This window comes from Carnobacterium iners (assembly GCF_900177385.1).
GTDB lineage: Bacteria > Bacillota > Bacilli > Lactobacillales > Carnobacteriaceae > Carnobacterium_A > Carnobacterium_A iners.
Map to the genome: position 1 here is coordinate 282,676 of NZ_FXBJ01000002.1, position 19,178 is coordinate 301,853.

At 36.4% G+C, this 19,178-nt stretch carries 19 protein-coding genes; 7 read left to right on the forward strand and 12 right to left on the reverse strand.

All coding sequences use genetic code 11. The annotated features are described in order from the left end of the window. The first annotated feature begins 106 nt into the window (after positions 1–106). Together B9Y54_RS01535 and B9Y54_RS01540 are read left to right on the forward strand one after the other, a co-directional pair. The gene (locus tag B9Y54_RS01535) at positions 107–1,516 is read left to right on the forward strand and encodes an ISLre2 family transposase (RefSeq protein WP_085558672.1); all 1,410 of its coding nucleotides are present in this window, start codon (positions 107–109) and stop codon (positions 1,514–1,516) included. Positions 1,517–1,764: 248 nt separating this feature from the next. Continuing rightward, entirely contained in the window at positions 1,765–2,811 is a 1,047-nt protein-coding gene (locus tag B9Y54_RS01540) for an LCP family protein (protein WP_234987775.1), read from the forward strand. Positions 2,812–2,858: 47 nt separating this feature from the next. Here the strand turns inward: B9Y54_RS01540 and B9Y54_RS01545 are convergent, their stop codons facing one another. Next, the gene (locus B9Y54_RS01545; RefSeq protein ID WP_338061327.1) at positions 2,859–3,938 is read right to left on the reverse strand and encodes a glycosyltransferase family 4 protein; all 1,080 of its coding nucleotides are present in this window, start codon (positions 3,936–3,938) and stop codon (positions 2,859–2,861) included. 137 nt (positions 3,939–4,075) lie between these two features. Here B9Y54_RS01545 and B9Y54_RS01550 point away from each other — a divergent pair, with 137 nt between their 5' ends. After that, positions 4,076–5,104 carry an LCP family glycopolymer transferase gene (locus B9Y54_RS01550; RefSeq protein ID WP_085558675.1) on the forward strand — a complete coding sequence of 343 codons (1,029 nt, stop codon included), beginning with the start codon at positions 4,076–4,078 and terminating at the stop codon, positions 5,102–5,104. A gap of 69 nt (positions 5,105–5,173) precedes the next feature. Here B9Y54_RS01550 and B9Y54_RS01555 read toward each other — a convergent pair whose 3' ends face one another. The 8 genes from B9Y54_RS01555 to B9Y54_RS01590 form a co-directional block, all read right to left on the reverse strand. Next, positions 5,174–5,887 carry a GntR family transcriptional regulator gene (locus B9Y54_RS01555; protein WP_085558676.1) on the reverse strand — a complete coding sequence of 238 codons (714 nt, stop codon included), beginning with the start codon at positions 5,885–5,887 and terminating at the stop codon, positions 5,174–5,176. Between the two features lie 16 nt (positions 5,888–5,903). Then, positions 5,904–6,602: a glucosamine-6-phosphate deaminase gene (locus B9Y54_RS01560; protein WP_085558677.1), complete on the reverse strand. Its 699-nt coding sequence runs from the start codon at positions 6,600–6,602 to the stop codon at positions 5,904–5,906. A gap of 22 nt (positions 6,603–6,624) precedes the next feature. After that, a complete protein-coding gene (gene nagA / locus B9Y54_RS01565; protein WP_085558678.1) occupies positions 6,625–7,755 on the reverse strand; it encodes an N-acetylglucosamine-6-phosphate deacetylase in 1,131 nt (376 codons plus the stop codon). Between the two features lie 55 nt (positions 7,756–7,810). Further along, on the reverse strand, positions 7,811–9,730 hold the full coding sequence (locus B9Y54_RS01570) for an LTA synthase family protein (RefSeq protein ID WP_085558679.1): 1,920 nt from the start codon (positions 9,728–9,730) through the stop codon (positions 7,811–7,813). 39 nt (positions 9,731–9,769) lie between these two features. After that, the gene (locus tag B9Y54_RS01575; RefSeq protein ID WP_085558680.1) at positions 9,770–10,723 is read right to left on the reverse strand and encodes a glycosyltransferase family 2 protein; all 954 of its coding nucleotides are present in this window, start codon (positions 10,721–10,723) and stop codon (positions 9,770–9,772) included. A gap of 39 nt (positions 10,724–10,762) precedes the next feature. Then, entirely contained in the window at positions 10,763–11,590 is an 828-nt protein-coding gene (nadE, locus tag B9Y54_RS01580; protein ID WP_085558681.1) for an ammonia-dependent NAD(+) synthetase, read from the reverse strand. Positions 11,591–11,828: 238 nt separating this feature from the next. Then, positions 11,829–13,238 carry an ISLre2 family transposase gene (locus B9Y54_RS01585; protein WP_085558682.1) on the reverse strand — a complete coding sequence of 470 codons (1,410 nt, stop codon included), beginning with the start codon at positions 13,236–13,238 and terminating at the stop codon, positions 11,829–11,831. Positions 13,239–13,417: 179 nt separating this feature from the next. Next, positions 13,418–14,875 (reverse strand): nicotinate phosphoribosyltransferase, encoded by a 1,458-nt coding sequence (locus tag B9Y54_RS01590; RefSeq protein ID WP_085558683.1) that lies wholly within the window; start codon positions 14,873–14,875, stop codon positions 13,418–13,420. 271 nt (positions 14,876–15,146) lie between these two features. Here B9Y54_RS01590 and B9Y54_RS01595 point away from each other — a divergent pair, with 271 nt between their 5' ends. Continuing rightward, positions 15,147–15,725 carry an NADPH-dependent FMN reductase gene (locus B9Y54_RS01595; RefSeq protein WP_085558684.1) on the forward strand — a complete coding sequence of 193 codons (579 nt, stop codon included), beginning with the start codon at positions 15,147–15,149 and terminating at the stop codon, positions 15,723–15,725. A gap of 15 nt (positions 15,726–15,740) precedes the next feature. Then, on the forward strand, positions 15,741–15,986 hold the full coding sequence (locus B9Y54_RS01600) for a hypothetical protein (protein ID WP_085558685.1): 246 nt from the start codon (positions 15,741–15,743) through the stop codon (positions 15,984–15,986). Positions 15,987–16,044: 58 nt separating this feature from the next. On the opposite strand, the gene B9Y54_RS12625 is transcribed toward B9Y54_RS01600, so the two are convergent. Continuing rightward, entirely contained in the window at positions 16,045–16,986 is a 942-nt protein-coding gene (locus B9Y54_RS12625; protein ID WP_338061328.1) for an IS3 family transposase, read from the reverse strand. Continuing rightward, positions 16,899–17,483 carry a helix-turn-helix domain-containing protein gene (locus B9Y54_RS12630; RefSeq protein ID WP_234987777.1) on the reverse strand — a complete coding sequence of 195 codons (585 nt, stop codon included), beginning with the start codon at positions 17,481–17,483 and terminating at the stop codon, positions 16,899–16,901. The genes B9Y54_RS12625 and B9Y54_RS12630 overlap by 88 nt, the downstream gene beginning before the upstream one ends. On the opposite strand from B9Y54_RS12630, the gene B9Y54_RS01610 reads away from it, so the two are divergent. Further along, on the forward strand, positions 17,477–17,725 hold the full coding sequence (locus B9Y54_RS01610; RefSeq protein ID WP_085558686.1) for a hypothetical protein: 249 nt from the start codon (positions 17,477–17,479) through the stop codon (positions 17,723–17,725). The two genes, B9Y54_RS12630 and B9Y54_RS01610, sit on opposite strands and share 7 nt — an antisense overlap. Before the next feature lie 74 nt (positions 17,726–17,799). Here the strand turns inward: B9Y54_RS01610 and B9Y54_RS01615 are convergent, their stop codons facing one another. After that, the gene (locus tag B9Y54_RS01615; protein ID WP_085558687.1) at positions 17,800–18,345 is read right to left on the reverse strand and encodes a hypothetical protein; all 546 of its coding nucleotides are present in this window, start codon (positions 18,343–18,345) and stop codon (positions 17,800–17,802) included. A gap of 397 nt (positions 18,346–18,742) precedes the next feature. Here B9Y54_RS01615 and B9Y54_RS12430 point away from each other — a divergent pair, with 397 nt between their 5' ends. Further along, the gene (locus B9Y54_RS12430; RefSeq protein ID WP_200805343.1) at positions 18,743–18,925 is read left to right on the forward strand and encodes a hypothetical protein; all 183 of its coding nucleotides are present in this window, start codon (positions 18,743–18,745) and stop codon (positions 18,923–18,925) included. The last annotated feature ends 253 nt before the right edge of the window (positions 18,926–19,178 follow it).

Genomic DNA, 19,178 nt, shown 5'->3' on the forward strand with positions numbered 1-19,178 from the left:
AATAGTTCTCGAGAGGATATTATCTTTTTACTAGCAAAAATAAAGAAGGCATTCTATCATAAATGTATGCTTACGCGGCAAATACATAAATGGAAAAGGCCTTCTTATGGATAACATTATATCAAAATTATACGAAATAATAAAGGAATCAAGCGATTTAATTGCTACAGAAGAATCTATTCAGCTTTATATGTATGAAGTATTTACGGAATTATTAGGAGATATATTTATACACGTAAACCAAACGATTAAGGAACAAAAGCAACAAGAAGGATGGAAAGTAAAGCGAGAAGATTGGAAAACAGTCCAATTTATTTTTGGGCCTGTCCGTTACCGTCGTACTTTAATGGCAGATCAAGAGAATCAAAATCATTATCCATTAGATGAGTGGTTGGGGATTAGAAAATACCAACGTCATAGTCCACTCGTAGAAGTCAAAGTAGCAGAGTTAGCCAGTAAGTGTACCTATCGGGACACCGCTGAAACACTGAAAGAATGGACAGCAGTAGCGATGAGCCATCAAACAGTAGGCAGCCTCCTTAAACGAGTGGGAGAAGCACAAGCGCGTGAAGACGAAGAAATGGTGATTGAGCTAGAAGAGTCAGCAGCGTTACCAGAAGGAAAAAAAGTCGATTATTTCTATGCCGAAGCAGATGGTGTATTTGTCCGTGGGACAACAAAGAAAAAAAGTTTAGAGGTTCATCATGCACTTGTTTATGAAGGCTGGCAGAAAAATGGAAAGAGAGTCTCCTTGAAGGAGCCTAAAGCCATTATGACGACTAAAAAGACGGCTGGTTTTTGGGCAGAAGTACAAGCTTTTACAGCGACTCATTACGCGTTACAACACGCTCAAATCATTACCAATAGCGATGGTGGACCAGGCTATACCGCAGATAAATTCCAAGAAACTTTTTCGCAGTCGAATTATCCCGTGTTGAATCAATTAGACGCTTATCACATCTTTCAAGGCCTGAACCGTGCTTTTGGTGTACAAAGTAATCTCTTTAAACAGAACATTCATCAAGCGCTTAAAAAACATGATTTAGAGGCCCTAACGATCTGGTTGGACACTTATGAAAGTACCTTAGAAGAAACACAAGCAGTAGAAAAACTGACTAGTTTTCGAACTTATCTTTTAAGAAATTGGGATCGGATTTTTGATTGGCGAGAAAAAGTAGAACAAGTACCGAAGGATGCCAGAGGTTTAGGCGCAATGGAATCGAATCAACGCCATATTTCTTATCGGATGAAAAAACGTGGAATGCATTGGAGCGAAGTCGGTTGTGAAGCCATGGTGAAAGTGAAACAAGGGATCTTAAATCAAACGTTACGTAAAGCATATCTTCACCAGCAAACTAGAAGTACAAGACAACAACGTAAGGTGAAACAAACCGTTCGTGTATCGTCTTTAATGCATCAAAAGACGCGTCAGTCAGTTGGGGCAAAGAAAGGAACGATTCCGTTGTATGCCCCTCATTCTTCAGCAATGGGGCAGTTAATTAAAAGTTTTCGATAATTCCTGTCTGTTTGGGGAAGGTTCCATTTTTTTGGAACGTTCTCCAAACAGATGGGCCAGCAAACGGCAAAGCCGTGCGGTAGCAGATAGGTGTACAAAAGTAGAACGCCAAACTAGCCTAGTAATAGGACGACCGAGAAAAACTTGACACAAACTATTTTTAAAGTAACTGTTACTATGCTCTTTATTATGATAAAATGACTAAGAACTTTTCAACAAATTACTTTAGGAGTTATAGGAGAATTATTTTGAAAAACAAAAAATACACACAGTTAAATACCCGTCGCTCTTCTAGAAAAAAGAAATCTAAAATTATTTTATGGTTATTAGTACCACTAATGGTCATCATCTTAGTCGCAACTGTTTATTTCGCTAAGTTATATGCAACAGCTCAAAAAGCCGTTGACTTGTCTTACCATACTCTTGAACGAGAAAAGAAAATTGAAATTAATCCCTTAAATGAAACAACCTCTATTTTACTAATGGGAATTGACGATAATAAAAGTCGAGATATAGGCAGTGCTCGAGCAGATTCTTTAATTTATCTGACTATTGATCCAAACGAACATACTGTTAACATGGTTAGTATTCCTCGTGATACTTATACAACTATTATTTATGAAGAACAACTGTATGAAAAGGATAAAATTAATTCTGCTTATTCCAAAGGGGAAGAACAAGCTACGATAGAATCTGTGGAGAATCTTCTAAATGTTCCTATCCATTATTATGTAACCTTTAACTTTGATGCTTTCCTAGAAATTATTGATGCGTTAGGTGGCATAGAAGTAGATGTTCCCATTACATTCTCTGAACAAAATGCAGAAGGAATGATGGATCAAATCTATCTTGAAAAAGGTTTGCAAACCCTTAACGGTGAAGAAGCTTTAGCTTTAGCTAGGACCAGAAAAATTGACAATGATGTCAAGCGCGGAGAAAGGCAACAATTGCTCATCCAGGCGATTACTAAAAAAGCTTTAAAAGTTGGGTCAATCGCAAAATATTCTGACGCGATTACAGCTGTTGGTGAAAATATGCGGACCGATATTCGCTTCAAAGATATGTTAGGTATTGCTCAAACAGGACTTGATGGAAAATATGAATTTGAAAGTTACGTTTTTGATTGGACTGATTTCGAGTTAAATGGTGCTAGCATGGTCGAAGTTTATCCAGATAGTTTAGATTTTATTAGTCACCGATTAAGAGTGTCATTAGGACTAGACGCTACTGATGAACGTGATGAACCAGACTATACTTTCCAAACAAATAGCTTATCTAATTATTACAGCAACTAATAAAAAACACCAAATGCTCTTTTTTTAAAAGAGCATTTGGTGTTTTTTTATTCTTTTTTATTTAGATTTTTTGCAAACTTTCTTATCCTGTTTAAAAAGGGTTTACTATCCTTACCGACTAATCCAATCGATTCAACAAATAATTCCAAACCAAAAAGTGAGCCGATCGTTAAGAAAACTGATCCCCACAAGGTAGAGACTGGATACATTAGCGCAATAACTGAAAAAATCGCTGCTAAACAATAAATAGCTAGAACTGTTTGACGATGAGTTAGGCCTAAAGCCATCATTTGATGGTGTAAATGCATTTTATCAGCACTTGATATGGGCTTTTTGTTTAGGTAGCGCCTAATCATAGCATAGACTGTGTCTGTGATCGGAATACCCAAAATGACAACCGGAATAATCAATGTAATCAACGTTGCATTCTTAAGGCCTTGCAAAGACATGACAGCAATCATAAATCCTAAAAATAGTGCACCTGTATCTCCTAAAAAGATTCGAGCTGGAAAAAAATTATAAGGTAAAAACCCTGCTAAAGCAGCAACTAGAACAAAAATCATAATCGATACTACAGCATTTTCAACGGTTAAGAAAAAATAACCAATAATTCCCATCGTTGTCAAAGCAATCATAGATACACCAGTTGCTAGTCCATCTAATCCATCGATTAGATTCACTGCATTTGTAATTGCTAAAATCCAAATTACAGTAACGGGTAAACTAAAAACACCAATTGTCCATATGCCTATAAAAGGGAGCGTAATACTATCTAATCTGATATCCGCCACAAAATAAATAATCAAGGCTGCTAAAGTTATCCCAACCATTTTCATTTTTGGAGTCAATTCTATTAAGTCGTCAATCACACCCGTCAATAATACAACTGTAGCTCCTAAAAAAATAGGCATAACTTGCCAAAAAGGAATTGGCAATAGAAAGAAAAGAGAAAAAAAGAAAGAAATATAAATAGCTAATCCACCTAAAGTTGGAACCTCTTTTAGATTTACTCTTCTTTCACCAGGTTCATCAACTGCTCTGATTTTCAAGGCAAATTTTCTGACCAAAGGAGTCAGTATTAAAGAAAAAATGGCGGTTGCTATACAAGTAAGAATAACGATAAACATATCATACATAAAATAAAAACCTACCTCTAATTCCTATTTAAGTTTAATTATACAAAGTTAAACGTGGTAATACAATTGCATTATAACAGGTAATCCACTACACTAATAGAAAACCTTATAGATATAGGAGATAATTTATGCCATTAAATCATTTAAACGAGCAAATAAAGACGAAAAAACGAAAAAAAACAATCATCCTCCTCTTAGTTATGTTCATCTTAGCAGGCTTTGTCTATGTAACGTATCTTTTACTTTCAGCGAATAGTTTTTTAAATACTATTCAAGGAACTAAACTACCTGAAACTACTTTGAATGTTGATGAAAAAATTGTACTGACGAATAAGGACCCTTTCTCCGTCTTACTTCTAGGTGTTGATAAACGACCAGGGGATGTGGGACGTTCTGATTCTATCATGGTTGCTACAATTAATCCAGAAACTAATGATGTCCGATTGCTTTCCATTCCTCGTGATACCCGCGTTACTTTACCAAGTGGAAAGATTGATAAAATTAATGCCAGTTATGCGTATGGCGGTATTCCACTAACCGTTGAAACAGTTGAAAATCTTTTACAAATCCCAATCCATTATTATGCTCAAATCAATATGCAAGGTCTTGTTGTGTTAGTTGATGCTTTGGAAGGCATTACCGTCAACTCTCCTTTAGAGTTTGACGTTCAAGATATTAACGATGTTGAAGGAAACATTCATATTGACAAAGGTATCCAAGAACTAAATGGCAATCAAGCTCTAGGCTATGCACGAATGAGATATGAAGACCCGCAAGGCGATTGGGGAAGACAAAAGCGCCAACGCGAAGTCGTTAATGAAATTATAGATGAAACGATTTCACTCAAAAGTTTAACCAACTTCAGTACTATTTTTAGAGCAGTCGGACCAAATGTTGAAACAAACTTTAGTAGCCGCGACTTATGGGCTATTGCAACCAATTACGCTAATGCTGCTGACCACGTTGAAACCTTGCAACTAGAAGGCCAAGAAGCCTACGAGTACTTCCCTTCCTATGGGCAAGATGTCTTTGTCTGGCAAACGGATGACGTTAAACTTGCTGAGTTGCAGCAAGAACTTCAAACACATTTAAGTTTAGAGCAAGATACTCAAACGGATTCAACTGATTTAGATTCTAGTTCGGATAATCTTCGTTAGCGGTCTTTCCTTTAGCGGCAAAAAGCCAGTCAACAGATCTGTTGATTGGCTTTTTTGTCATTTCATTTATTACTGATTTTTTTCAAGATAGAATTCAAAGCGTTCACCTGAATATTGTGTTCTAACGTATTCAAATGGCTTACCTTCTGTTGTGTAACTAATTTGTTTTAATCTTAAAATAGCATCGCCACGTTTAATCGCTAAATAATCAGCAATCTTTTCCGATGCAGGCATAGCTGAAATCGTTTGTTCTGCTTTCCCTACATGTAGTCCTATTTCATTTTCTAAGGCTTTATAAAGTGAACGAGTAATCTCTATTTTAGTTAAATGTCCGATGATGTCGTATGGAATCGTCGCTACTTCAAAGCAGATGGGAACCCCATCTGCGTAACGAATTCGTTCCATACGTAAAACCAGCGTTTCTTCAGGTAAATTTAATTTTTCAGCTTCACTTAAACTAGCCGGCTTCACGTGGTATGAAATCGTCTTACTTGTTGGCGTTTTGCCTTGCGACAACATGATATCTGTAAAACTAGCAACTCCAGCCATTGATTCTTGAACTTTTTTACTAGATACATAGGTACCAGAACCTACTTTTCGTTCTAAAATCCCTTCATCTACTAATGTTTGAACAGCCTGTCTTAGTGTCATTCGACTAACATTGAATTTAAGGGCAAGATCTCTTTCAGAGGGAATCCGATCGCCAATTTCCCAGACACCTTCTTCAATATCCTTGCGTAATTGATTGTGAATTTGAATGTAGATTGGTGTTTCCTTTCCCATTGTTTCCCTCCTATCGTTAAAGTAATTTAGCTGCTGCTTCATCCAAAATGACTACTACATTTGGGTGCTTTTGTAATGCACTTGCAGGTACGTCAGTCGTCATAGGACCATTAAGTGTATTCTTAATGGCTTCTGCTTTTTCTTCACCAAATGCCATTAAGATAATCTTTTTAGCAGATAAAATACTTTTTATTCCCATTGAATAAGCAAAACGTGGTACTTCTTCTGCTGTTTCAAAATTACGTTTATTTGATTCGATTGTTGATTCAGTTAAGGCTACCTTACGCGTTGTTGAATCAAACGGTGTTCCTGGTTCATTAAAACCAATATGACCATTTGTTCCAATTCCTAATATTTGGATATCAATAGGATGCTCTTCAATAATCTTATCGTAACGAGCTGGTTCAGTTGCTTCGTTTGCTAAGCCATCAGGAACAAATGTCTCTTTAAACGGTTTTTTTGCAAAAAGTTGTTCGTGCATAAAATAATGGTAGCTTTGGTTATTGTCTGCAGATAAGCCAAAGTACTCATCTAAATTAATAGCAGTCATAGCTGTAAAATCTAAGTCGCTTTCAGTCATTTCATTATATAAAGCTATTGGTGTGCTTCCAGTTGCTAATCCTAAAACTTTAGCATCTTGTTGCATGCCTTCTTTAATTAATTCAAATGCTTTCTTGCCGCCTTCAATAGGACTTTTCACAATGATTGTTTCCACACATTTAACCACCTTTTGCTTATTATTTAATTATTTCACCAAAACTAATTGTTCCCTCAAGATCTAACTCTTGACTGAAAAGAACCATATCTGCATCTTTTCCTATTTCAAGTGTACCTTTTTTTGTTAAGCCAAATTCTTTTGCTTGGTTAACAGAACTCATCTTAACCGCATCTGCAATTCCACAATCCGTAAAGGCCATCATATTTTTAAATGCATCTTGGAACTCTAGGACACTTCCAGCTAATGTACCATCTACTAGTCGAGCTTGTTTGTCTTTAACAAGCACTTTTTGACCGCCTAGTTCGCTTTCGCCATCAGGCATGCCCTTGGCACGCATTGAATCTGTAATCAACTCAATATGATCTGCTCCAAGAATTTGGTAAGCAATATTAACCATATCTGGTGCAATGTGGTACCCGTCAACTATCATCTCTGAGTACAATTTTGCTAAAAAGGCATGACCCGTAACACCTGGTTCACGGTGATGTAAGCCCCTTTGAGCATTATATAAATGAGTAATGTGTGAAGCTTTAGAATCCATTAATTGTGCACGAGTCGCATTACTGTGACCAACAGATAAGACAATATTATTATCGATACAGTATTTTTCAAAGGCCGTTGCATCACTTGTTTCAGGTGCATACGTGACTAAACGAATTCTGCCACCACTCAAGTCATTCCATTTGCGCATCATTTCTACGTCTGGAATTTCAATGTACTCTTCTGGTTGAGCTCCTTTAAAGACGACCGATACAAAAGGTCCTTCAAGATGAATCCCCTGAATAACAGGATTTACTTCAGCAGCTTTCTTGATCGCTACCATTGCCTGTTCAATGTTCTCATAGGATTGAGTCATCGTTGTTGCAAAATAAGAGGTAATCCCTTCTTTTTGCATTTTATGAACCATTTGATTGATTTCTTCTGCATTGCCATCCATACTATCCCAACTGTAGCCACCATGACTGTGCACATCAATGAAACCAGGAACAATTATTTTGCCTGAGACGTCGACGATGGTATCTTCTTCTTTTTCTTCAAAGTCTTTCGTTTCACCAATGGCTAAAATCGTTCTACCATAGCGGATGAACCCAGATTCAATTTCTTCTTTACCAGTATAAATTGTTGCATTTATCAATACAGTTGTTTTCATTCTATTCTCTCCTTTATTCTATTCTCTTACTATTATAAATGGTCTATACCATATGTCAATACTCTTTACTTACTTGAAAAAAATCAGCCTTTTTACTTTGCTTATTGCCAATAGTAATGTCGTATTGGAGCAGATCATACTCTTTGAGAAGATCGTTTGTTTCTTGAGATAATTCTTCCCTGTTCAACTTAGCTTCTTGTTTTCCCGCTTCAAGATATGTCCCTTTTTCAAATGCAGGTAAACTAGCTTCAAGCGTCATTAGGAAAGCATAATAAGGCGAGACCGGACTGTCAGCTAGCGCTAAGACATGATTCATAAAGTAGATTGGACTAATCGTTCCTATCGATTCTTGTTTTTCTTTTTCAGTAGAAAAAATCAGTAACGGTGTTTGGTGCATCGTTACTCTTCCATTGGCCTCTACCACTTCTTCACCATAAAACCCTGGTAAATGATCGCCCCAAAAAACAACAATTGTTTCCTCTTTTTGTTTGATTAATGCTGTTAGAAAATAATCGAGTGACTCATCACTGTAGGTTAATCCTTGGAAATAATGAGCTGCTTCACTATCATCAGCTGTTCCCTTAGCAGTAAACGTTGTTTCTGGATAAAAATTTGCATAAGGCATATGATTTTGCATCGAAACTAAATGAACAAAATCGGTTTCTTTTGTCGCTTTTATTTGTTTTACTATTTCTTGATACGCCGCATCGTCAGAGATATAAGGATTATTTGCTACTGTTTTATTATAAGTCATTGTCTCTTCGTCTAGGAACCGATCAAAGCCTAACTCTTCATATACCTGTTTGCGCTTATACATTGACGTATTGTACGGATGGATAGCCGTAGTAGAATAACCCGCTTCTTTAAAATAAGAAACAGCTGAAGGGAAATCATTCATCAAAGAAGGAATTTGTGTGTACGGCGTACTTAAATTCGGGGCAAAAGGCTCCATAGATAAACCAGTCAAAGCTTCAAATTCAATATTAGCTGTTCCACCGCCATAGCCTTCTGATAAAACTTCTCCGCTTTTGTGTCTTTCCATTCGTTCTCGAAGGATTGGCATCGGGTCTCTAGAGACCTCTACCCCTTTTAATTTTGTCGGATCTGAAAAACTTTCACTCATCACATAGATGACGTTCGTATCTTTTAATGGATTGTTTCGTGTCCTATTTATTTCTGTTGCTTTTTTTGTATACTTCTTTAGCAATTGGTCAACTTTTTCTGTGGTATAACTTTCTGGTTTTTCCATTGGCTTAACATTTAAGTTGTATAAAAATCCTCCGACAAACCCATTATTGTAATAATTCATTTTTTGACTATAAGGAATCCAGTAAGCATGATTATCATAAGCCGCTTTAACTATATTTCCTGGGTGATTAAACGAATAGATATAAACTAAAGACAAACTAGACAAAACAAATAACCCTATTCGTAGTCCTTTCATTTGTTTTTGACGGATTTTCCGCTTTTTTTCTTTGCGGTTTCTTTTGATAAACCAAAATACTCCCAAAGAAAGAACTAAAAAAATAGTAAAAATAACGACAGACAGTCTACCGTTCATCATTTTTAGTATAGACGGCAAGCTTGTAATCATGGATAAATCAGAAGGATACATTGGTTCTTCACGAAACAGCATCTTTTGTTGCGTTATAATTCCCAATATCATTGAAAGGATAATTAATAGAAACCCTGCAATAAGCCGATTTCCAATTAAAGAACTGAACCAGATATAAAGAATCATCAAGACTCCCGTTCCTAAGAGAAACAACGACGTGTGCCACTCCACCATAAATAACCAAGCTACTTCTAGGTTAAATTGATTTTGAAAAACCTGCAATAAAAAGTTAGCCACAACTGCTACTAAGAATCCACTGACGATTGTTTGACTTAATTCTTTGACTATTTGTTTGAAAGGATTAGAATGCAAAGAAGAACGCCTTGTCTGATTCAACTGCCAGCGAGAATCTTTTTTCATTTTTTCTAACCTCCTCTTTTTTAGAACTATCCGGTTGCATTAATTATTTTCTTCATTCGTTTGATTGGTTTCTTTCAAAATATACAGTGGTCGTTTTTTCGTTTCTAAATAGGTTTTACCTAAATACTTACCTACTATTCCCAAACAAAACAACTGAAGACCTCCGATAGCTAAAAATATCGTCACGAGTGATGGCCATCCTGCTGTCGGGTCACCAAAAATCAATGATCGTATAACAATAAAAATTAGAAACAATATCGAAATAAAAAAAGAAAAGATACCAATAAAAGAAGCAAACATTAACGGTAAATCAGAAAAGTTAATCACTGCATCTAATGAATAATTAACTAACCCCCAAAAAGACCAAGATGTTTCTCCTGCTACGCGCTCTTTATTTTTATAAGGTAGATAATAGGTCTCAAAACCGACCCAACTGAAGATGCCTTTTGAAAATCGATTAACTTCACTAACGGAGAGAACCGCTTCAACCATTCTCCTCGTCATTAAACGATAATCTCTTGCGCCATCTACAAATTCAGTCTCTGATATTCGATTCATCCATTTATAAAATTGTTTTGCAAAAAAAGAACGCAGAAGTGGCTCACCATTTCGTGTAGTCCGTTTTGTCCCAATACAATCATAGGCCTTTGTCCTTAATAAAGATAACATCTCAGGCAATAATTCAGGGGGATCTTGTAAATCTGCATCCATTACTGCAACGTAATCGCCTGTTGCGTGTTGCAATCCAGCATAAAATGCTGCTTCTTTGCCAAAATTTCTAGAAAATGATAAATAGCGTACTCGTTTTTCATCTTTTTTAGCTAATTCTTTTATCACTGCTAATGTCTGGTCTTTAGAGCCATCATCAATAAAAATGTATTCGATGTCTGCTTGCTCAAGCTTTTTCCGAATGCTCTCTAATTCTTCATAAAAAAAGGGTAAGACCGCTTCTTCGTTAAAACAAGGAACAACTATTGAAATCCGTTCTATCATCACGACGTTCCCCCTATCTATCCGAAAAAAAGATAGTGTTTATTTCCAAAAGTCATCAAAAGGTGTAATCGGTAAATGACGTTTGTGTTGCGTTTTAAGATACCAATCTTCTATTTGTTTTGCAGCCTTGTCGTCAATCGTTTTCCCTTCAAGGTAATCATCAATTTCTTCATACGTAACGCCTAAGGCTACTTCATCTGGTAAACCTGGGTTATTTTCTTCTAAATCAGCAGTTGGAACTTTAACATACAAGTGTTCTGGTGCACCTAATTCTTTCAACAAGGCTCCTCCTTGTCTTTTATTCAAACGAACTAGCGGATTAATATCTGTACCACCGTCACCAAATTTAGTAAAAAACCCTGTTACTGCTTCAGCTGCATGATCTGTTCCTATCACTGCTCCTTGATACATACCCGCAACAGCATATTGGGCAATCATCCGTTGCCGAGCTTTAACATTACCTTTTACGAAATCACTTATCGAGATATCTGTTTCTTCTAGAGCCTGAACCATGGCATCAACGCTTGATTTAATATTGACTCGTACGCTCTCATCTGCGCCCATAAAGGTTATGGCATCAATAGCATCTTTTTCATCTGCTTGTTCCCCATAAGGCAAGCGAATGGCAATAAAACGATAAGCTACATCGCCCGTTTCTTCACGCAATTCTGTCATCGCCATTTGAGCTAATTTTCCACTAAGTGTTGAGTCTTGTCCACCACTAATCCCCAATACCAATGCCTTTAAAAAAGGATACCTAAGCATGTAGGCTTTTAAAAAATCAACACTTCGTCTAATTTCAAGTACGACATCAATTTCAGGAGCAACATAAAGCTCTTTAATGATTTTATTTTGCAAGTTTTGCATTGTTTTTCACTCTCATTTCGAAGTATTTTTTATTATTTCAGTATATCATAGTTCAATCTTCAGCTCTATTTTTTCAAATGATAGTTTGTGTCAAGTTTTTCTCGGTCGTCCTATTACTAGGCTAGTTTGGCGTTCTACTTTTGTACACCTATCTGCTACCGCACGGCTTTGCCGTTTGCTGGCCCATCTGTTTGGAGAACGTTCCAAAAAAATGGAACCTTCCCCAAACAGACAGGAATTATCGAAAACTTTTAATTAACTGCCCCATTGCTGAAGAATGAGGGGCATACAACGGAATCGTTCCTTTCTTTGCCCCAACTGACTGACGCGTCTTTTGATGCATTAAAGACGATACACGAACGGTTTGTTTCACCTTACGTTGTTGTCTTGTACTTCTAGTTTGCTGGTGAAGATATGTTTCACGTAACGTTTGATTTAAGATCCCTTGTTTCACTTTCACCATGGCTTCACAACCGACTTCGCTCCAATGCATTCCACGTTTTTTCATCCGATAAGAAATATGGCGTTGATTCGATTCCATTGCGCCTAAACCTCTGGCATCCTTCGGTACTTGTTCTACTTTTTCTCGCCAATCAAAAATCCGATCCCAATTTCTTAAAAGATAAGTTCGAAAACTAGTCAGTTTTTCTACTGCTTGTGTTTCTTCTAAGGTACTTTCATAAGTGTCCAACCAGATCGTTAGGGCCTCTAAATCATGTTTTTTAAGCGCTTGATGAATGTTCTGTTTAAAGAGATTACTTTGTACACCAAAAGCACGGTTCAGGCCTTGAAAGATGTGATAAGCGTCTAATTGATTCAACACGGGATAATTCGACTGCGAAAAAGTTTCTTGGAATTTATCTGCGGTATAGCCTGGTCCACCATCGCTATTGGTAATGATTTGAGCGTGTTGTAACGCGTAATGAGTCGCTGTAAAAGCTTGTACTTCTGCCCAAAAACCAGCCGTCTTTTTAGTCGTCATAATGGCTTTAGGCTCCTTCAAGGAGACTCTCTTTCCATTTTTCTGCCAGCCTTCATAAACAAGTGCATGATGAACCTCTAAACTTTTTTTCTTTGTTGTCCCACGGACAAATACACCATCTGCTTCGGCATAGAAATAATCGACTTTTTTTCCTTCTGGTAACGCTGCTGACTCTTCTAGCTCAATCACCATTTCTTCGTCTTCACGCGCTTGTGCTTCTCCCACTCGTTTAAGGAGGCTGCCTACTGTTTGATGGCTCATCGCTACTGCTGTCCATTCTTTCAGTGTTTCAGCGGTGTCCCGATAGGTACACTTACTGGCTAACTCTGCTACTTTGACTTCTACGAGTGGACTATGACGTTGGTATTTTCTAATCCCCAACCACTCATCTAATGGATAATGATTTTGATTCTCTTGATCTGCCATTAAAGTACGACGGTAACGGACAGGCCCAAAAATAAATTGGACTGTTTTCCAATCTTCTCGCTTTACTTTCCATCCTTCTTGTTGCTTTTGTTCCTTAATCGTTTGGTTTACGTGTATAAATATATCTCCTAATAATTCCGTAAATACTTCATACATATAAAGCTGAATAGATTCTTCTGTAGCAATTAAATCGCTTGATTCCTTTATTATTTCGTATAATTTTGATATAATGTTATCCATAAGAAGGCCTCTTCCATTTATGTATTTGCCGCGTAAGCATACATTTATGATAGAATGCCTTCTTTATTTTTGCTAGTAAAAAGATAATATCCTCTCGAGAACTATTTTACACGTACAAATGATAAAGACAAAAAAAGCCCCTTAAAAAAGGACTCTTCTTTTAGCTCTAGCAAACTACTTTATTCTGCAATGTGCTTTTTTATCGCTTTAATAGAATTCATTTTATGATCGTAAGCCGTTTGTGATAAATCAACCGGATAGGATTCTGGATTTAAATTACGCTTATACTCTTCCCATAATGAATTTAAACTTTTCACAGCATATATTTTAATCATCCCAAGTGTTGGCATCTTATAGCTCAACTGGCCATTTACAAAAATATCGACCAATAAAGGGCGAGCTGTGAAATTCGTGACGGTCTTATTGATATAGGTATGAACAGGATGGAACATAAACAGTTCTTTTTCTTGATCTGGTTTTTCATCCCAAAGAGTAATGTAATCCCCTTCAGATTTCCCATCATTGTTGCTTGTAATCCGCCAAACTTGTTTTTTACCGGGTGTGGAGACTTTTTCTACGTTACTTGACAGTTTCATAGTATCAACCATTTCTCCGTTTTCATCTTCGATTGAAACTAATTTGTAAACAGCACCTAGAGCAGGTTGATCATAAGCGGTAATCAGTTTTGTTCCTACTCCCCAGACATCAATTTTAGCACCTTGCATTTTTAAGTTCAAAATCGTTTTCTCATCTAAATCATTTGACGCATAAATTTTAGCTTCTGGAAATCCTGCCTCGTCTAATTGTTGACGAACTTTTTTTGAAATATAAGCCATATCTCCGCTATCTAAACGAATCCCTAAGAAATTAATTTTATCGCCCATTTCTTTTGCTACTTTTATGGCATTTGGCACACCAGATTTTAAGGTATCATACGTATCTACTAAAAAGACACAATCTTTATGGGTCGTAGCGTAGGCTTTAAAAGCTTTATAATCATCTCGATAGACTTGAATAAGTGAATGCGCGTGTGTACCACTCGCCGGAATATCAAAGATTTTAGCTGCACGAACATTGCTCGTTGCATCACAACCACCAATATAAGCCGCTCTCGTTCCCCAAATAGCCGCGTCCATTTCTTGCGCTCTTCTTGAGCCAAATTCTAATACTAATTCATTGCCCACTACTGATTTAAGTAAGGAAGCTTTTGTGGCAATCAATGTCTGGTAATTGACGATATTTAAAATAGCTGTCTCAACAAACTGGCAGTCTAATAATGGTCCTTCTACTTGAATAATAGGCTCATTAGCAAAAACAACTTCTCCTTCAACCATTGATCGTATCGTTCCTCTAAACTTGAAGTCTTTTAGATACCCTAAAAAATCTTCAGGATAGTGACCAACTTCTCTTAGGTACTGGATATCCGTTTCTGAAAAAGTTAACTGTTGAATATACGATATCACTCGTTCTAAGCCTGCAAAAACAGCATACCCGCTTTCAAAAGGGTTACTTCTAAAGTAACATTCGAATATTGCGTTATTATCTGCTTTTCCCTGTTCCCAATACGTCTGCATCATATTGATTTGATACAAATCCGTATGCAATGCTAAACTATCATCTGGATAGACTTTGTTCATCCTATTCGCTCCCGACTAACTAATTTACGTTACTTTTTTCATCTCTTATCATACCACAAATATTAAAAATCAGTTTTCATGATGGCATTTTCTTAGCAAATAAATAGAATTTCTCGTTTATCAAATAGTGGTCGGTAAAAAAGAAAAGTATCAAATAATAACTAACTCAACCCTTTTAATTGAAACTTAACTGATTATCACGTAAGTTGGGTTTAGAGAAAGATAAAACTACTGTATAATAAAGAAAGAGTCACTAAAAGGAGGAACGATTATGCTAAAAATTGGAATCATTACTGGAAGTACCCGTCCCAATCGTAAGAGTCTTAAAATCGCTGAGGAACTTAAAAAGTGGGCTGATAAACGTGAAGATGCTTTATATGAAGTAGTCGATATTGCTGATTATAATCTTCCCATGTACAACGAACCCATTGCTGCTCTTTATAGTCAAGATTATCAAACTCCTGAAGCCATTCCTTGGGCCGAAAAGATAAACTCCCTTGATGGCTTTATTTTTGTTGTTCCCGAATACAATCATGGTCTTCCTTCAGCATTAAAAAATGCGATCGATTATCTTTGCCATGAATACGGCAATAAAGTTGCTGGATCCGTTACTTACGGTTCTCAAGGCGGCATTCGTGCTGGAGAAGTCTTACGTCTTGTTTTAGGTGGTTTACACGTTGCGGTCATCAGTACGAGTTTAGCGCTATCTATCTTGACTGATTTCGATTCCGAAGATAATTTCATCCCGGAAGAGATCCATCAAACGATTTTCAATAAATTATTGGATCGTTTACTTGCATGGGGTGAACCCTTAAAGGTCTTGCGTGATAACGAACCAACACATAAATAAAAGGACTGATTTAAGATGAAAAAACTATTATTCGCAACAACCCTGTCGATTATCGGCTCAACTCTAATGGGTTGTGGCCAAACAGCAAGCAATGAAGCTGAATCTTCTTCTCAAGCAACTAGCTCGAGCAAACAACAAAAAGAAACGAATGAATACAGTGGAACGGTAAAAGAAGACGGGTCAAAAGAAGAACAGCAACTGCTTTTAAGTAACCTCAAACAAACAAAAGAAAAAGACTCATCCCTTTCTTTTGATGTATAGTGACCCCAAAAAGTTGGACTTTATTTAGAGTAGAGAAATCTACTCTATTTTTTTGCTTTTAAGCTACTAGAGAAGGAGAGAAATGATGTTCCCGATAATGAACTGGGCTCATCCAATTTAACTTCTCTTTTATGCGATCGTGATTATAATAGTGAATATATTTGATGATTTCTTGTTCCAGCTCTCTATAACTATGAAAAACATTTCCATAATACATTTCCTGTTTTAGTAGTCCAAAGAAATTTTCTATTGGAGAATTATCAAGACAATTCCCTTTTCTAGACATACTTTGGAATATATTATCTTTTCTCAGCTCAGCGCCGTAGGCCTTCATTTGGTATGCCCAACCCTGATCAGAATGGAAAGTTCGTCTAAATGGACACTTTTCAGTTGCTTTAATAGCATCGGCTAAAGCCTCCATAATAGTGATACCATTCGGTTGTTTTGTGATTTTATAGCTGACTATCTCCTTATTATACATGTCCATAAAAGGATCAAGGTATAATTTTTTTATCTGCAGATTCCCAGATGGATCATTTTCGTAATACTTAAATTCTGTTGTATCCGTCGTTATCTTTTGATAGGGGATAGTTGTATCAAATCTGCGGCTGATACGATTAGGAGTAACTTTTCCAACCGTTCCTTTGTAGGAGCTATACTTACGTGATTTACGAGAAAAAGAAGTAACTTGTAAGTTTAGTTCCTGCATAATGCGTTGAATTCTCTTTTTATTTACAACGAAACCACGATTTCTTAATTCTGCCTTTATACGACGGTAACCGTAATCTTTGTGTTGGTCCCGTATTTCTAATATAAGTTGCTTTAACTCTGTATCTGGATCCTTCTGTTTAAAACGTTTTTGCCAATACATGTAGGTTGATTTAGGATAATCAATAGTCATTAAGATATCTTTTAATTGGAATTTTTCTCGGAGTCTGTAGATAATTTTTGCAGTTGGTTCGTTTGATTTTGGTTTTCCTCGGTCTGCAGACTCCGCAATTCTTTTAAAAAAGCATTTTGAATTTCTAAAGATAATACTTGATTCTCAAGCTCTTTGATCCGTTCTGAATTTTTATCAGTAGATTTAATAGGGCTGTTTTTATTTAGTTGGTTAGTGTTTTTATTTTTCATTTTAGCCGGACGTCCCTTCGGTTTTGAGAGTCCTTCAATGCCTTCGGCATGAAATGCCCTTACCCAATTAGCGATTAAGGATGGGTTGTTTATCTTGAGCTTCAATGCAAGCTGCTGATAGGATATCTCAGTAGTTAGATACAACTCTATCGTATCTATCTTGAATTGAACAGAATAATGATTGTCTTTTTTACTTCTGATTAGCCCATCCTCACCGAATTGTCTATAATTAGCGACCCATATTTTGAGTTGGGATCCACTTTTTCCTGGGATACCATATTTTTTAGCCAAAAACTTGTATCCACCAGCTCCATCTAAATAACTCTTAACAACCGTTAGCTTAAATTCGAAACTATATTTTGCCATACAAAAACCCCCTAAGTTTAGATTTTCCAGGTCTAACTTTCGGGGGTCGGCTCAATGAAGTCATTCTTTTAGCAGAAGGCGTTTTTATTCTTGATGAAAAAACTCAAGAAAAACGACTAATTGAAGAGATAAAGGCTGGTACAACGGTTAAAGTTTTATTGGTATCTGAACCAGTCACAACTCGTTCGTTGCCACCACAAATTCCAGGAAATAGCATTGCCCAAATTTTAATGAGTGAATGATACTAAACCAAAAAGCGTTGAATCCCCTTAATGGGATTCAGCGCTTTTTGGTCAGGCTCAAACAGAATTTTTTACTAGTTTTTGTCTTTTAATCGTTTTTTGATTTTTACTATTAAGATTTTTATCATTAAAAATAGGAGGAGTAGGAAAGATCCCAAAACCATGTTCCATTTTATAAAGGTTGCTACTGGTGTTAGTGTTTGGATGATGCCAGACTCTAAGGGATACCTTGCCATTACAATTGTTGCTCCGATATTCTCTAAAAGATCAAAAAATGCCGCCATGATTGGAAGGAATACTAGGTATCTCATTCGCTTGTTTCCTGGGATGTACTCTACTAATTTGATTGTCCACACAACTAAAAACAACGTATAAACAACTGGCCAAACTAAATCAAACGTCCACCTTAATAAAATGTACGTTTTTCTGCCTCCTTCGCCATAACTCTCGGCTAAATCATATAACTGTGAACCCGAGTAAAGGAATGATTGATCTGGCGATTCCGATTGTCCGATGGCTTCGCTTGAATAACTAGCTATCTGTGGCAGAACAAAAGATAAGAATAAGAGAAATACGACTGATGCTCCTATAACCCACTTCCATTGAATTTTCGTTTTCATTTTACTCCTCCTACTTTTTAATTTAGTTAGTAATATCGTTTACTAAAATTATTTCTGCATTCAACTTATTTAATGAACGATTTCCCTATAATCATACCACGATGAGGTTTCGTTACAAGAAAAGGCATACTAATAAAAGCTAAATGATTGTAACGATAGAAAAAATTCTAGTCCACTTTATCTTTTTGTATTGAAGATTAAATTTAGACTAAGGTAATCTGGATGGTACAATGGATATATACCGACTAACGCTCCTAAAGAAAAATATAAAATGAAGTAAGTTGTAAAGAGCTCTTTCCTAGAAAACAGTTCTATTAGTTACTGATGGAAAAGGCTCACCAAAAGTAATGTACAAAAAGTAAATGAAGACTCATTCAACTAAGAAAGGGTGTTTTACATGGGGTCCATTATAGAAATTATAGGTATTTTATTGCCTTTATTAATTGTAGGTGGGATCGCTTTATTTGTCATCACTAGACTTAAAAAGAAATCTAAACAAGGAACGTTGGGTAAGAAAAAAACAAAAAAAGATCAAATTTTATTGGATAGCCTAATTCCTTTAGGACCATTGGCTGTCTGATTGGATTAGTTTTCAGTCTGTTCTTTCCATTTCAATTATCCTTTATCCTTACTTTTGGAGCTGCGTTTGGTTTATTAGCAGGCTATTTTGCTTATGATTATTATGGCAATAAAGAATAAGGAACCTGTTAATATAAAGCGTATAGTCTTTTCATCTTTCCTAGTAACTAGCATGAATACATCAATTGAAAGATAAAAAATAAAAGAATCCCTCTGAGTAGAGTGTAGCCCATAAGAAATTCTTTTATTCTAAT

Bases quoted from the DNA above. Each gene is read 5' to 3' on its own strand.
- B9Y54_RS01550 (WP_085558675.1), top strand. From the start codon at position 4,076: ATGCCATTAAATCATTTAAACGAGCAAATAAAGACGAAAAAACGAAAA.
- B9Y54_RS12630 (WP_234987777.1), bottom strand. From the start codon at position 17,483: ATGGCAAAATATAGTTTCGAATTTAAGCTAACGGTTGTTAAGAGTTAT.
- B9Y54_RS01535 (WP_085558672.1), top strand. From the start codon at position 107: ATGGATAACATTATATCAAAATTATACGAAATAATAAAGGAATCAAGC.
- B9Y54_RS01545 (WP_338061327.1), bottom strand. From the start codon at position 3,938: ATGTTTATCGTTATTCTTACTTGTATAGCAACCGCCATTTTTTCTTTA.
- B9Y54_RS01600 (WP_085558685.1), top strand. From the start codon at position 15,741: ATGAAAAAACTATTATTCGCAACAACCCTGTCGATTATCGGCTCAACT.
- B9Y54_RS12430 (WP_200805343.1), top strand. From the start codon at position 18,743: ATGGGGTCCATTATAGAAATTATAGGTATTTTATTGCCTTTATTAATT.
- nadE (WP_085558681.1), bottom strand. From the start codon at position 11,590: ATGCAAAACTTGCAAAATAAAATCATTAAAGAGCTTTATGTTGCTCCT.
- B9Y54_RS01595 (WP_085558684.1), top strand. From the start codon at position 15,147: ATGCTAAAAATTGGAATCATTACTGGAAGTACCCGTCCCAATCGTAAG.
- nagA (WP_085558678.1), bottom strand. From the start codon at position 7,755: ATGAAAACAACTGTATTGATAAATGCAACAATTTATACTGGTAAAGAA.
- B9Y54_RS01555 (WP_085558676.1), bottom strand. From the start codon at position 5,887: ATGGGAAAGGAAACACCAATCTACATTCAAATTCACAATCAATTACGC.
- B9Y54_RS01590 (WP_085558683.1), bottom strand. From the start codon at position 14,875: ATGAACAAAGTCTATCCAGATGATAGTTTAGCATTGCATACGGATTTG.
- B9Y54_RS01615 (WP_085558687.1), bottom strand. From the start codon at position 18,345: ATGAAAACGAAAATTCAATGGAAGTGGGTTATAGGAGCATCAGTCGTA.
- B9Y54_RS01585 (WP_085558682.1), bottom strand. From the start codon at position 13,238: ATGGATAACATTATATCAAAATTATACGAAATAATAAAGGAATCAAGC.
- B9Y54_RS01575 (WP_085558680.1), bottom strand. From the start codon at position 10,723: ATGATAGAACGGATTTCAATAGTTGTTCCTTGTTTTAACGAAGAAGCG.
- B9Y54_RS01570 (WP_085558679.1), bottom strand. From the start codon at position 9,730: ATGAAAAAAGATTCTCGCTGGCAGTTGAATCAGACAAGGCGTTCTTCT.